Below are 14,590 nucleotides of genomic sequence, written 5' to 3'. Positions count from 1 at the left end.
CCACTTCACTACCTCCCCGTTTATTGTCTGTATATCATCCAATCAAACAAAGAACCGGCTACCTTGCCGCAGACCATCGCCATCAGCAATCCAAACAGATAGCGGGTCATATACAGCCTTTTGGCCAGAATCGGCAGTACATTTAGTACCTCAGTCAGTGCCGCCGCCAGCATCCCGATAAATATCCCGTCAAACAGCCCTACGGCCAGCTCTGCCATAGGACCCGCAGATATCGTCCAGTTCCAGAAGTCACTTACTGTACCTAGAAACGAACCCGCCACCATGGCACCTTCATACCAATGAACTTTGTTATAAGAAGCAGTAACTTGGGCCAGGCGAGGTATCATATCGAGTACGATGAACAAAGCGATCACTCCGCCGCCCACGGCGATTCCGCCTGCAATGCCCAAAATCATATTCAGTCCCAGCATAATCGGTGCGGTCATTCTCAGCCCCCCCTTTTGCTGTACTCCTCGTTAACTACATAATGATCGATATTCTTCTGGTAGAGGAACATCTCCACCTCAAGCGGTGTCGGCTCCTCGTTCCATTTCTTTTTGAACAAATGATTAAAGAAAATAACCATACCGAAGCCAATTCCGAGGGAGTAAGAAATCTGAAAGAGATAAGGATGTTCATCCCGCTGTCCGGTAAGCATTTCAACAATCCGGATCTGTACCTCTTGCATGTTGACATCGGCATGGAAATTCATAATTGTCAGTGCAGAGCCGAAGAACAACAGCAGCCAGACCAGAACAAATAACGCCATGGATGGCTTTCGTGATTCATAAGGCCCCTCAATCTGCACAATCGTCCGGCTTTCACCAATCGGCTCGATATCCGCTTCCGGGAAATGCTCCCGAATCCGGGGGATAACCGTCAAGAGATCAATTAAAATAAGGTTGCCGTCACTCTGCTCAGGTTGGATCAATAGAATGGAGTTCAACGCTTCCTCCCGTTCCGGCGCCATAATCAGATATGCAACGTCACGAAGCAGGATCCCTGACCCTTTGGGCAGAGTGACCCGGTTTTTAAGCTGTATATAAACGACGTTATCCGCTCGGCTATTCATCCGCAGTCCTCCTAAGGGTTCTTGCCGCAATACTGCTGCAAGATTATCGATAGTATGGGAGGAAAGGCTTATTTTTACTCTTACGGGTTACAATCATTCCAAAGATGCACAAATGTTGGATTTATATGGGTATCGTTTTAAATGGTGCCCCCTTACAATTTCCATAGGAAGAACAAAGGGGATGATTTTATGTAAGCGGATACAAGGAAGTGTGCAGGTGTTATCTTACTTTGTCATTCATGCGTTTATTTGACGGCTTTCTAGAATTACCTGTCGCTTAGTGATGGGTTGGTGTTCTTTTGCGATAACTTGGTGCTAACTAAATCTAACTTGTTGCTGCCTTTATGTAACTTGATGCTGTCTATATGTCTCTTTGCTGCTGGGCTTTGTACTGCAATAGCTGGTTAGCCAGAGTTATTTAAATAAAAAGAGGCCGTCCCGCCGGCAATTGATCGCCATTCATGCAGGACAGCCTCTCATCGAATTCAATTAAAACCTCAGGGAATCAAGCCGACGTCCCTCGTAATCAAATAAGGTCAGGTTGGACCAGTTGTTGGTGTGGCCCACGGACCACTCCTTCTGTGATGGAATCCAGGCCGGTTCCCAGTAATAGAATCCGATGCCCTTGCCGCCCGGTGCGGCTTGGATCACTTTCGTGAAATCACGCAGATATGCCGCTTGGCCTTCCACTGTTGCCTGATAACCTGCATGAAGCTGTGACTCCTCGCTCACGATGATCGGAAATCCTTCAGGCGGGCTAAGTGTCCACGGATATGCCGTTTCCACTACAATGATCTCCTTGCCGTAACGTACTGCCAGATCGTTCAGGTTGTGCTCCAGATCTTGCAGGGTTCCATGCCACCAAGGGTAGAAGGATAAGCCGATCACATCATATTGAACCCCCAGTTCCTCAAAGCGGTCATAAAACTTACGGCTGGCAGGATTATCTCCTCCACGGTCAATGTGAATCATGATAGATATCGCCGATTCTACTGACTTGGCTCCAGATATTCCAGCCTGTACGAGGGCAACAAGCTGTTCCCACTGCTCCTGTGTGTCGCTATCCCCATCCACTTTTCCTTCCGGCCACAGCATTCCCGGGGTGATCTCGTTCCCGATCTGCACCATATCAGGAAGCGTACCCTGCTCTTTTAAAGCGGTAAGAACTTGTTGAGTGTACTCATATACTGCTGTTTGCAGCTCCGGGAAATCAAGTGCCTCCCAGGCTGCCGCCTTCCACTGGTTCTGCGGGTCAGCCCACTTGTCTGAATAATGGAAATCCAGCAGGAAGCCAAGCCCGGCTTCTTTGATCCGCTTTGCCATCACGAGTGTACGTTCCAGATTGCAATACCCGCCAGGGGGCTCATTCCAGATCCGTAGCCGGATCGAATTCACTCCATTGCCTTTGAGAATAGCGAGGAGGTCTTTGATCTCCCCAGCCATAGCGCCGGTTTCACCCTTGCTCGCCCTGGTCCCTTTGTCAATCCGCTCATCCACAAAGCGAGCCTTGAACGTACCCCCGCCCTGCTCAATCTCATCCAGAAACGAGATATCCATCCCGTTAATAAAGGTTCTCTTCATAAAAGCAGCTCCTTCAACGTACTTCTACTCCTTCACAGAACCAAGTGTCATCCCTTTAACAAAATACTTTTGCAGGAAAGGATACACGAGGAGAATCGGTGCAGCACCGATAAAGATTTGTGCTGCCCGTACTGTTGTCTGCGAGAGCAGTTCCATCTCCTTCGGATTTACGCTCATCGAGCTCATATCCCGCTGGATAATTACGGTCTGCAAAAAGGTGGCGAGCGGGAACTGCTTGGAGTTGTTCATATACAGCAGGCCGTCGAACCAGGAATTCCAGTGGAACACCATACTGAACAGGGCAATCGTTGCGATAGAAGGCAATGAGATCGGCAGGTAGATGCTGAACAACGTCCGGAAATGTCCGGCTCCATCGATTAGCGCCGCTTCTTCCAGCTCCTTAGGAATCCCGCGGAAGAAGTTAAGCATCAGGATGACCAGGAAGGTGTTAACGGCTCCGGGAAGAACAAGCACCCAGAAAGAATCCATCAGATGAAGCTTTTGAATCACGATATAAAAGGGAATCAGTCCCCCGTTAAACACCATGCTGAACACAAACAGCCAGGAGTAGACGTTCCGTCCTTTGAACCCCGAAGTCTCCTTGGACAAAGGGTAGGCTGCCAGGAAGGTAATGAGCAGTGTGAGCGCTGTACCAATTACCGTTCTTTTCACGGAAATCCAAATGGAATGCAGAAATACCGGATTGTCGATTGTCTTCTTGTACGCTTCCAGCGAGAACTGCTTGGGCCACAACCCGACAAGGTTGGCATCTGCCGCCGATTTGGCGCTGAAGGATACAGCGAGCACGTGAACCAGCGGGATAATACACATGATAGCAAGCGCGATCAGAAAGATCGTATTGAATACGTTAAATATGCGATAACCTCTAGTTTTATAATACATTACAGTCCCTCTTCTCCAGGTAAATTAGAATATGCGATAACCCGCCCATTTTTTGGCCAGCCGGTAAGAAACCAGAATCAGAATCATGCTGATTGCCGATTTAAACAATCCAATCGCTGTGCCAAATCCCATCTCGCCGTTCAAAATGGCTGTCCGGTATACGAATGTATCGATAATATCGCCCTTCTGATAGACCAGAGGGTTGTACAGGTTAAAGATTTGGTCGAAACCTGCGTTAAGCACATTGCCGAGCGCCAGTGTTCCGACAACCACCGCCATCGGCACGAGGGAAGGCATGGTGATATAGCGGGTTTGCTTCCAGCGGCTCGCCCCGTCCATTTCGGCAGCTTCATACAGTGACGGATTGATTCCGGCAAGTGCCGCCAGGAAGATGATCGTGTTATATCCAAACTCCTTCCACACATCCGTCAGAATGACGGTAAAGCGGAACCAGTTGTTATCTCCCAAGAAGAAGATCGGCTTAATACCGAAGGTTCCAAGGATCTGATTGACGAAGCCGTCCGTAGCCAGCAGGTCCAGCAGAATACCGCCTAGAATGACCCATGACAAGAAGTGGGGCAGGTATACAAGCGTCTGGATGGAGCGCTGCAGGGCCACCTTACGAATTTCGTTCAGCAGAATCGCAAATACAAAAGGTACTAGTAGATTAAATATCATTTTCAGGACTGCAATAATCAGTGTGTTCCAAATGACCTGCATGCTGTCCTGGCGTTCGAACAGATAACGGAAATTATCAAGTCCCACCCATTCCGAGCCTGAAATTTTGAGCCATGGCTTGTAGTCCTGAAAGGCCATCACAATGCCGCCCATAGGTATAAAGCTGAACAGGATCAGGAATATCATTGCCGGTAGCAGCATGGCGTGGAATGGCCAGGTTTTCTTTAGTGTTCTCATCTGTGGTCCCCCATATCTTTCATTTCTTCTTCTCCATACTCAAATTATAGCAACGCCTCAATGACCCAAGTAGACAGCTTAAGCAAGATAAATGGCACAAAAGCAATGTCTTTCGCAGCTTAAAAAAGAGCCGTGGTAACCAGATTTCCGCGCAAAAAAAGCCGCCCGGAGGCGACTGTTCACGCCCGGGCGGCCTTACGGACTGCAGGTCCGCAGATTCTTCACAGCTTATTTTACGCTGTCATACCATTCATTAACTTCCTTCGTGATTTGCTCGCCGCCCCCTGCATTCCAGGTGGAGACAAAGGTGTCGAAGGAATCAAGCGGTTTTTTACCATAGATGATTTCATTAAACGTCTGGCTTTCGATCTTGTTCAGGTAATCCATCTTGGACTTCATAGTCTCCGTAGTCGGACCGGTGAACATGTTCTTGAATGATTTATCTTCCTGAGCCAGCAGTACTTTCGCTGCAGCCGGAGTATCCTTACCGTAGTTCACCGCTACGTCTTTCTCCAGACGCGTTGTAGGCTCTGCGCCATCCGCAAGATTCAGCAATGCCTGCATTTGGGCATCCGGAATACGTGCGCCGTCACGGACAAGCAGATAACGTACCGAGTTCACATAACCGCCGGCAATTTTATCATTCGCTACCATTTTACCGCTGGCATCCAGCTCATAGTCATAGCCTGCGAACAGACCATTGTCCAGCTCGCTGCCCGGCTGCGGATTGGCGAAATTATCAAACAGGTAGTTTTGGTAGGTGAAGAACGCTTCCGGATTCTTCATTTTAGTGCTGATCAGGGTTACACCGTTGGTGAACTGTGTACCATGGCGCATAACGCTGCCATCAGGTCCGGCCGGAAGCTCGATCGGTGCCCAGACAGCTCCAGGGGCATTCTTCACCGTATCCTGCAGCGGCCAGCCGCTCATCCAGTAAGGTCCAGGAATAATTCCTGCTGTGCCGGCAACGGCCGGTTCTGAAGTTTTGTTCTCATCCCAAAGCGCTGCTTCTTGCGGAATATATCCTTTATCCAGCCATTGCTTCAGCTTGTCCAGACCTTGCTTCATGCCTGCATTTACAGATCCGTACTCCAGCTTACCGTCAGCTCCGAGATTCCATTGCTGCGGAAGGGTTCCATACGCACCGAAGATCCAGGAAGGGTCACCCATCCAAGTATTCATTGTCGTTTTGAATCCAATGCTGAGTGGTGTAACTTTGTCAGGTGCCAGACCGTCAGGGTTCTGGTTCTTGAACGCATCCATTACTTTTTCCAGCTCGTCAATGGTCTTTGGAGCGGTCATATTCAGCTTATCCAGCCAGTCTTGGCGAATCCACAAAATATAGTCATGGTTGTATGCGTAATCGAGTACCGGAATACCCATTTTTTTGCCGTCGCGGCTGTATTGATTCCACACGTTTGGATCCTGTGCCATGGCCTTCTTCCAGGATTCAGAAGCATATTTATCAAACATCGGTCCGACTTCAGCGTACATTCCCGAGTCGATCAAATCCTGGGCAATGGTAGCGTCAGCTGTACCAATGGTGACAACTTCAGGCATTTCCTGGCCGGAGGACATGGACAAACGCAGCTTCGTTCCGAACGCGCCGTTTGTATCCGTAATCGACCACAAGGATTTGATGTTGATGCCGAATTTCTCTTTTGCCCATTTAGTGGATACGTTATTCTCAATGGTTTCACCATTCTTGAATTTCAGTTCCGGGTCAACGCCCCATACCGTTGTAATGGTTACTTCAGGATCATATTTATCCTTGTAGGCGTTTTCAGTTTCAGCAGCGGCAGTTGCTGATGGTTCTCCTGCTGCATTGTTTGCAGTAGATTCATTATTACCGGAGCAGCCCGCAATACTTCCGGCAAGCAGCACGCTCATACATAGGAGCGGCAGCCATTTTTTTCTATTCATCGCGCTCATTTTGGTCCCCCTTGGGTTCTTAAGTATTGGTTACAACTTAATTATAGGGAACGGCGGCGGGGACGAACACGCCATTTAAACAAGGTTTCTGCACCTTTGCCAACCTCTCTATCAATCCCGAAATTCATTTGGTGTCATACCGTAGTGCTTTTTGAACATTTTACTGAAATACTGCGGATTCTGGTATCCCAGCTCTGTCGTAATTTCATAGATTTTCTTATTGGTGTTCTTCAACAGATACAGCGCCCGCTCCATCCGCATGCGGATGATATAGTCACCGAGTCCCTCGCCGGTCTCCGCTTTGTATATTTTGGACAGGTACACCGGATGCAGGAATACCTGATCGGCAATCGTCTTCACTGATAGATCATGCCCGTTATGGTTCCCCACCAGCTCATGCACCTGCTTGATAATATAGCTTTTCGTATACTGGTCGCTTTCAGACAGCTCCTGTTGCAGCTTATCCAGCAAATCAGAAGCCCACTCTTTCAGCTTATCCAGTGATACGACCATGCTTTGGGTCAGCAGCGGATCAAGAGCATTTTGATCAATTTGAGAGATATATAATCCTTCCTTATGGGCAATGTACATAAAAGCATTGGTAATCGACAGAAACGCCTCATATACATGTTCTCTTGAAAAGCGCGATTTCTCCATATCCTGGAAAACATCTGCAATCTTCTGGCGTGCGGCATCCCACTGCTTGGATTCGAGAAGATGAATCAGCGTCGGCGGCCGGTAGAGGCTTTCCAGCGATTTAATCGTGATCGTCTCCTGAGGATAGCGGTCCTCCAAGTACATGACCGGGCCTGATTCATTAGAATTCGCCAAATACATGGAACTAAGACCCGATCTGTAGGCGGCGGTGATTCCCTGCGGGAAGGTGAACCATTCCGTTACGATCAGCGAAATGTCACCTTTTAGATAATTGGTCACTCCGGTTCGGAAATCTGAAATTGCTGCCTTCAACATGAGCTGACGCTCACTTTCGTAATTGTCAGGGAATTCAGTCTGCCGAAGATTCCCGCCCTTATACTGAGCCAATATAACCAGACAGTCATGGGGCGCTTTGCTGAAACAGATATGAAAATGTTCCTTGAACAGCTCTGCTGCAATATTGCCGATGGCGTATTCCATCAGTGAGACAGAAGCAGGGTCCATAGATGTATAGTGCTTGCCCAGCTGGATCAGCAGCATCACACCCGGAGTATCAAGTTCAAAGTGTATCTCATACTCCTTGAGCTTTGTCGAAAGTGTCCGTTCGGACATGACCCTTCCGAGCAGCAGATCATGCATAAGATTAGCGTGTAAGACACTATAATCAGACTTGCGGGTATAGAGCAGCTGATGATACCGGTCACTGGCCTCCCACTCCTCTTTCAAGGAATCGATGGCACCCGAGACGCTTTTGATAAACTCCTCATCGCTGACCGGTTTCAGGATATAATCATAAGCCTGAAGCTGGATGGCCTTCTTCGCGTATTGAAAATCGGAGTAGCCAGTAAGCAGAATCGAGCGGATGTTGGGCCATTTTTCACTAGCCGTCTCAATTAATTGCAACCCTGTCATGCCGGGCATAGAAATATCCGTAACGATAATATCAATATCCACCTGCTCTAATAGGCTAAGCGCTTCAGCTCCCGATGCCGCCTGATGCACCTGACGAACCCCCATCTTATCCCATGGAATCGTGCGGAACAGGCTTTCCGTCACATATGACTCATCATCGACCAACAACAGCTCAATCATCTTTATTTCCTCCCGTAACAACTTCAATTAATGATCTGCGAGGGGCAACAGCCACTGAAGTGTGGCCTGTAAGCCTCCTAGAGGCGAAAGAGTAAACGTCAATCCGGACTCTTCGCCAAAACGCAGCCTCATTCGCTGATGAACGTTCCATACGCCGCAGCCCATTTCTTCATCCATCATTCGTCCAAGCTTACCCTCAAGTTCGGCAATGCCTTCCGGCGTCATCCCTTGGCCATCATCTTCAACGGTTAGTTGCATAAGTCTTCCGCTGCAAGACCCGGTGATCCGTACCATTCCTGCTCCCGCAATAGGCTCAATACCGTGCAGAACTGCATTTTCCACCAGAGGCTGGAGCACCAGCGGAGGAATATCCAGCTTTCGCATCTGCGGAGGCAGTTCTATGGAATACTGCAGCCTGCTCATTCTCATCCGCTGAATTTCCAAATAATGTGTCACAAATTCCGTTTCTTCTGCAAGAGTTACTAAATCGCGCTCCTGCCGCGTCGTATATCTGTAATAGCGGGACAAATTATGGGACATCCCTACAACAGCATTCATATTGTCCAGCTTGGCCATACTCGTAATAAATGAGAAGCAATTATAGAAAAAATGCGGATTGATCTGCGATTGAAGCTGCTTCAGCCGGGCCTCACGCACATGAATCTTCTCCATCAGTACATTCTCAATCAGCTCCTGGGTCTGCTCCACCATACTGTTGAACCTTCCGGAGAGAAAGCTGAATTCATTCTTACCCTTGATCTCGACCCGGACGGAGTAATCACCCTTCTTCAATCTTTGGAATCCTCCTACCAAATGCTTGACCGGCACCTGTACTTGTACATACAGTAGATAGGCTACCAGGCAGCTCATCAGGAGCAGGGCGCTCATGGAGATATAGAACAACCGGTTCGATTTATGGATAGGCTGCAAAATCTCTGAGAGGGGAATGTAATCAATCAGATACCAGTCCATGATGTCCGAATACACAATATTCACACTATAGGATTCCCCGTTTATCTCAAGCTTCCTATTATCAATATCTATCTGCTTCAGCTGTTCCTGCTCCAGTCTTTCTACAAGTTCACCGGCAAGTACCTTGTCCGCAGAGCGGTTAAAGATCAGTCCCACACCAGGTTTATAGTAGAAAGGGTCCCTTCTGCCGCCGCTCTTGAAGTTGTCCAGCATATCTTCCAGGTTACGGCTGTCGAATTCGATCTTCATAATCGAGGTAGCTTCATCCGGGGAGAATTCCGAGCGGAACGGGGTAAAAGAAAACCATGAGAACAGAAACCGGTCTCCGCTCTGCTCCTGGATTTTGTCTACATGCCACCCTGACTTCATCTCCCGCTGCAGGTCCTCATCGCTGTATGAAATGGCATCATTTTCCGTAACCATCCGATGGATGGACGGTGAATATAAGTATAATTTGCTCTTCCAGTTGGAGGAGCTTTCTTGAATGCTGATTTTGGTCTGAATCCGCTTGACCAGATTGATGGCGTCCAGATTGAGGTTCTCACCTTCGAGATAAGTATCCTTCAAACTGAGAATATCGGGATCGTGAATCAGCAGAATAGGCCATGATGAGAGCAGCTCCATATTCGTCTCCACCTGGTTCTGAAAAAAACTAAGCTGGGTGCTGTTCGACATATTCAGCTCGCTGCGGAGCACGTCTGTTGTGGTTTTGTTCGAATAAAAATAAAGAAAGGCTATCGGAATCAGCATGATCACCATGATGCTCACAATTTTGGTAAACAGATTATATCGGTACACTTCTCTTCACACCCCGGCTTTAGTGACATCTCTCTAATTGTACAAACAAATTCTCCAGGCGCAAAGGCAATAGCTGGGTTCTCCGATTCAGGGTTTATCTGAACTACAGACCCCCTCATTCTAAACGCTTAAGATCATAGGCTATAGGATACTTCTGCAACATTTCTGCAGTTTTAGCAGCCAATCAAAAAAACGCCCGCTCCGCAGCAGATTCATCTGGCGGAACGGACGTTTTGTATTGAAGGCTAAAAGGATGTCTTAATTCTTGCTGTAATTCAGCTCGCTATCCTTGCTTTGCTGCCAGGAAATCACGAACAAGGCGGTCCAGATTAGAGCGAAGCCCACAAGCTGGGGCAACGTAACAACCTGGTGATATACGATCCAGTTGATCACAATACCTATCATCGGAAAACTAAGCTCCGCAAGTGTAGCATAGGAGGCCTTAGTCGTGTTAAGTCCTTTGTAATAAAGCATCATGCTTAATAATCCGGGGAGCAGGGCTTGCAGCAGCAGATTGACTGCAACCGCAGCGGAACCTGCAACACCTCCATTAATGTGCCAAGGGGAACCCTCTAACACAGTGATAACTAAGAGCAGTGGCAGAGCCATAGTGAACCGGAGTGAGGTCACCGTTTCGGAAGTCATAGAACCCAAGAGGTAACGTCCCATCACAGTAGAACCGCCCCAGAGTGCAGCAGCTCCCAATGCCATCAGACTGCTTTGATTCATAAAGCTGTTCACATGGCCGAATGGAACCGTCCACCCAAACGTTAGCGAGTAGGTTCCCGCTAATGCGAGAATGAGTAAAGGACCGAAATTGCGGGGCAGCCGTTCTTTGAGAATGACAGCCGCAAGACCAATCGCGAATAGCGGCTGCAGCTTCTGCAGCAGAAGTACGGCATTGAAATCACCGCCGGTCAGAGCTTTGGTGAACAGAATGGTGGCGAAAGCGGAACCTCCCCAAGAGATCGCCAGCAACGCTCCAGTCTGGCGAAGTCCGATTCCTTTCAATTCCCTGCGATTGCGCCAGAGTACCGGTGCAGAAGCCAGGAACAGCACGACATGCTCCAGCAGAACAATTTGTGAAGAAGTCAGTGATTTTAACAGGATAATCCGGAACAGCGGATCAACACCCCAAAGTGCGGCTCCCAGGGCAACTAGCCAAAATCCGCTGCGAAGCGTTGCTGTCCGGAACCCTTTGTTTGAACTCGTCAGATTACTCATTTATTTCATTCTCCTTATCGATACAAACCCTCGTTGCAGACCAAAAACCCCCGGCATGCCTTAAGGCAATACTCGGGGGTCGTTATCAATAAAGACATACAGGGATACCCGCTGTCTTTACCTAATGATCCTCTCTCATCCGGACTTTACCGTCGGCTCTGGAACTTCACCAGATCAGTCTCTTCTGCTGCATCAGTAGAAGAGAGTCGCGGGCTTGATCCTTCAGGGACCTTACCGCCGGTTAGGAATTTCACCTACCCCGAGAATCTTGTATTTTGTTATATTTTTCACAATCCTAGAATATCCTTTTTACTGCCATTCGTCCAGAGCTTTTCAGAAACATTTAAAAAGTTTTCATATGATTTCAATCTTCTGAGAGAATGTACATTTTTTTACTGAGACGACGAGTGGGTTTCTATATAATGGAAAGAGGTCACTACTCAAGGAGGAGAATTTGAAAAATTCATTTTGGCTTAAATTGTTGGTATCTCTATTCTTGGCAGCAGGGATTGGTATTATTGGTTTTGTCATATTTATAATGACTTCACTGATCGGCGAAACCCGGTTCTACGCTCCGCTCGTATTGGTGATCACAGCAGGTATTGCCGTTTATGCGTTCTTAAACATTTTCAGTCTTCTTTCGCCGAGAGTCCGCCATATCGCCATGTTATCCTTCATTGGATTATGCGTACTTGCCACAGCAGGGTATGAAATGAATAAAGCCAACATTAATAGCTTCGCCGTCGTCGATGAGAAGGAGATCAATCTTTCGGATTATACTGCCTTCAAGTCGGGTTCAAAGGTAGCGGTTCTTGCCGAACCTTCCTCGTATCGTATCACCGGGGAATTGCCCCGCCTCGATGGTGCGACTGCACTTTATCCGCTTTATTCGGCTTTTGTCCAGGCGGTCTATCCTGCAGGCGAGTATAATTACTATGAATTCAAGGACAGTAAGGTAGTGTGCAGCACAACGTCTGAGGCATATAAAAAGTTGATACGGGGACAGACAGATATCATTTTCGCGGCAGCTCCCTCCAAAGCCCAGAAAGAACTGGCGGAGCTAAATGGTGTTGAACTCAAGCTGACACCGATCGGCCGCGAAGCGTTCGTATTTTTCGTGAATGCAAGAAATCCGGTTACCGGTCTGACAACAACACAAATCAAGGACATTTATTCCGGAAAAATAACCAATTGGAAAAGTGTCGGAGGTAAAAAGGATAACATCCGTGCTTTTCAGCGGCGTGAGGACAGCGGCAGCCAGACGATGCTGGAGAAGCTGATGGGTGATATTCCGCTGATGACTCCGCCGCAAGAAGACATTGCCGATGCCATGAGCGGAATGATTACACTAACATCCAGCTACCGTAACTATAAGAATGCCTTAGGGTACAGCTTCCTCTACTATGCCACGGAGATGAATGCAAGCGGTGATATTGCCCTGCTAGATATCGACGGTGTGAAGCCGGGTAAGGATTCCATCCGCAGCGGAGAATATCCTTTTGCCGCAGAATTCTATGCAGTTACTGCTGGGAGCAGCAATCCAAATGTGCAGCCTTTTCTGGACTGGATGATCTCCTCTCAAGGTCAGGAATTGGTGGAGAAGACCGGGTATACCTCATTGAACTAATTCTAGCTTATATCTAAACCGTTGCCGTGCGAGAACACTCGCGGGCGACGGTTTTTTTGCATTCAAGTATATTGTCGATTGCTGGTAATCAGAACTTCACATTCCTCGCCTGAATACCGATATTACTCCTGAAGATATTCATTGGGCTCAGTCATAAATATTTCATGATTCTCCATTATCCGTACGCAACTTTTGGCAAGAATTGTCGTTTAAGCAATAGTAGGAATGCACTTGTCCATGATATGGAAAGCTGCGGATTCCATTGTACATAGCAGTCAAATAAACAGGAATGGCAGGGATTACAGATGAAGAAATTGGGTTTTATTGGCTTACTGTTCCTGTTATTATTGGTGGTTGGTCCGGGTAGAATCCAGGCCGAAGCCGCACAGACACATATTAACCTGAACGGAACTGAAATTGAAATGCCCAAGGAGACACAGGTACAGCTCGTGAATGGGACGGTTATGGTTCCCCTCCGCCTGGTAACCGTGAATCTGAAGTATGATGTCAAATGGGACAACGTGACCAAAACAGCGGTGATCACACAATCCGATTCAACCCTGAAACTGACTTTAAACAACCCTGTGGCTGAATCCTCAGGAAAGCAGGTCCAGCTCAAGGTTGCCCCTTATCTCGTCGGGACGGTTACCTATGTTCCTCTTGCTTTTGTCGGAACTGAAACAGGAACAGATGTTAGTTGGGACAATATCAGCAAGACAGCTTATTTAGTCACTCCAGTCAAAACACCGGATAGCGGACCTTCAAATGGAACAGGTGGAGCAGGTTCAGGTGGCGGGGCTGCTGAAACCGGCAAAAACGTGCAGCTTATGAACCTGAGTTTCAGTGACAACCGCCTGGTTATTGCAGTTAGCGGAAGTGTAACACCTAATGTGTTCCCTTTGACAGGTAAAGACCGGATTGTTGTGGAGCTTCCCGGCACCGAGTTCGCCCAAAGCTTTATTCAGAGTCCTATGCTTGCGAATAAATTAAGCGGAACAATGGCAATCACAGGTTATCCAGATATCTCAGCGATCCGGTATTCGTTATTCAGCAACGATCCTTCAACCATCAGAGTGGTAATGGATATGAATAGCGCGAAGCCTTATAGCGTCATTAACGCTGGGGACGGCTTGGTAATCATTGACCTGAATGAGAAGAGTTCAGACGATCCGGCCACCGTTGATCCTGCGGATCCGATTTCACCTCCTGACACCACAGTCCCTTTCGGCCGGCAAATCATTGTTATCGACGCGGGACATGGTGGTAAGGACCCCGGGGCAATTAGTACGGCTACTAAACGCACCGAGAAAGACTTCACGCTTGCTACAGCACTGAAAATCGCGGCGCTACTGGACAATGACCCGAATCTGGAGGTCGTACTTACGCGGAGTGATGACACTTATCCAACCCTGCAGGAACGAGCCAAACTTGCTAACGATCTGAAAGCGGCACTATTCGTATCCATTCATGCCAACAGCATTGAAGCAGGCAGTAAAACCAATCCCAGCGGTACCGAAACGTATTATACCCGTGCGGAAAGTCTGCAGTTCGCCAAGGTTGTCCATAAATATCTTGTACCTGCCTCGGGACTCACGGACCGGAGCATACGTCAAAGTAGCCTGCATGTAACGAGAGAAACCAAGATGCCTGCCATCCTGCTGGAATGCGGATACATGAGTAATTCTAAAGATGAAGCCCTTCTCTTCAATGCTTCTTACCAGCAAAAGATTGCTGAAGCCGTAGTAGCGGGTATCAAGGAGTACTTAGGACTATAAAATCAAAACAGGGAGTCAGCTCAGCCGGTATGGCTGCTGACT

At 48.0% G+C, this 14,590-nt stretch carries 11 protein-coding genes and 1 riboswitch; of the genes, 2 read left to right on the top strand and 9 right to left on the bottom strand.

The features are described 5' to 3' along the window. Positions 1 to 20: 20 nt before the first annotated feature. The 9 genes from ACAN55_RS05130 to ACAN55_RS05090 all read right to left on the bottom strand — a co-directional run bounded on the left by ACAN55_RS05130 (position 21) and on the right by ACAN55_RS05090 (position 11,146). Complete coding sequence (locus ACAN55_RS05130) at positions 21 to 446, bottom strand: stage V sporulation protein AB (RefSeq protein ID WP_379129025.1); 426 nt, start codon at positions 444 to 446, stop codon at positions 21 to 23. Between the two features lie 2 nt (positions 447 to 448). After that, entirely contained in the window at positions 449 to 1,072 is a 624-nt protein-coding gene (locus ACAN55_RS05125; protein ID WP_379129023.1) for a stage V sporulation protein AA, read from the bottom strand. Positions 1,073 to 1,561: 489 nt separating this feature from the next. Further along, positions 1,562 to 2,653 (bottom strand): glycoside hydrolase family 53 protein, encoded by a 1,092-nt coding sequence (locus ACAN55_RS05120; protein ID WP_379129021.1) that lies wholly within the window; start codon positions 2,651 to 2,653, stop codon positions 1,562 to 1,564. Between the two features lie 24 nt (positions 2,654 to 2,677). Further along, positions 2,678 to 3,556, bottom strand: a complete 879-nt coding sequence (locus tag ACAN55_RS05115) for a carbohydrate ABC transporter permease (protein ID WP_379129019.1) — start codon at positions 3,554 to 3,556, stop codon at positions 2,678 to 2,680. Between the two features lie 24 nt (positions 3,557 to 3,580). Continuing rightward, on the bottom strand, positions 3,581 to 4,471 hold the full coding sequence (locus ACAN55_RS05110; RefSeq protein ID WP_379129017.1) for an ABC transporter permease: 891 nt from the start codon (positions 4,469 to 4,471) through the stop codon (positions 3,581 to 3,583). 228 nt (positions 4,472 to 4,699) lie between these two features. After that, a complete protein-coding gene (locus ACAN55_RS05105; protein WP_379129014.1) occupies positions 4,700 to 6,403 on the bottom strand; it encodes a type 2 periplasmic-binding domain-containing protein in 1,704 nt (567 codons plus the stop codon). Between the two features lie 111 nt (positions 6,404 to 6,514). Next, positions 6,515 to 8,152 carry a response regulator gene (locus tag ACAN55_RS05100; protein ID WP_379129011.1) on the bottom strand — a complete coding sequence of 546 codons (1,638 nt, stop codon included), beginning with the start codon at positions 8,150 to 8,152 and terminating at the stop codon, positions 6,515 to 6,517. 27 nt (positions 8,153 to 8,179) lie between these two features. After that, positions 8,180 to 9,883 carry a sensor histidine kinase gene (locus tag ACAN55_RS05095; RefSeq protein ID WP_379129833.1) on the bottom strand — a complete coding sequence of 568 codons (1,704 nt, stop codon included), beginning with the start codon at positions 9,881 to 9,883 and terminating at the stop codon, positions 8,180 to 8,182. A gap of 297 nt (positions 9,884 to 10,180) precedes the next feature. Further along, on the bottom strand, positions 10,181 to 11,146 hold the full coding sequence (locus ACAN55_RS05090; protein ID WP_379129009.1) for a DMT family transporter: 966 nt from the start codon (positions 11,144 to 11,146) through the stop codon (positions 10,181 to 10,183). Positions 11,147 to 11,269: 123 nt separating this feature from the next. After that, positions 11,270 to 11,417: riboswitch (FMN riboswitch) on the bottom strand. A gap of 183 nt (positions 11,418 to 11,600) precedes the next feature. Here ACAN55_RS05090 and ACAN55_RS05085 point away from each other — a divergent pair. Further along, positions 11,601 to 12,773 carry a PstS family phosphate ABC transporter substrate-binding protein gene (locus tag ACAN55_RS05085; protein WP_379129005.1) on the top strand — a complete coding sequence of 391 codons (1,173 nt, stop codon included), beginning with the start codon at positions 11,601 to 11,603 and terminating at the stop codon, positions 12,771 to 12,773. 305 nt (positions 12,774 to 13,078) lie between these two features. Further along, positions 13,079 to 14,548, top strand: coding sequence for an N-acetylmuramoyl-L-alanine amidase family protein (locus ACAN55_RS05080; RefSeq protein ID WP_379129003.1), 1,470 nt, complete (start codon positions 13,079 to 13,081; stop codon positions 14,546 to 14,548). Positions 14,549 to 14,590 lie beyond the last annotated feature (42 nt).

The sequence above is a fragment of the Paenibacillus oryziterrae genome (genome assembly GCF_042610485.1).
In the GTDB taxonomy this organism is placed as follows: domain Bacteria; phylum Bacillota; class Bacilli; order Paenibacillales; family Paenibacillaceae; genus Paenibacillus_AQ.
Note: the sequence above shows the minus strand (reverse complement) of the source record. Positions and strands in the feature narration are given on the sequence as shown.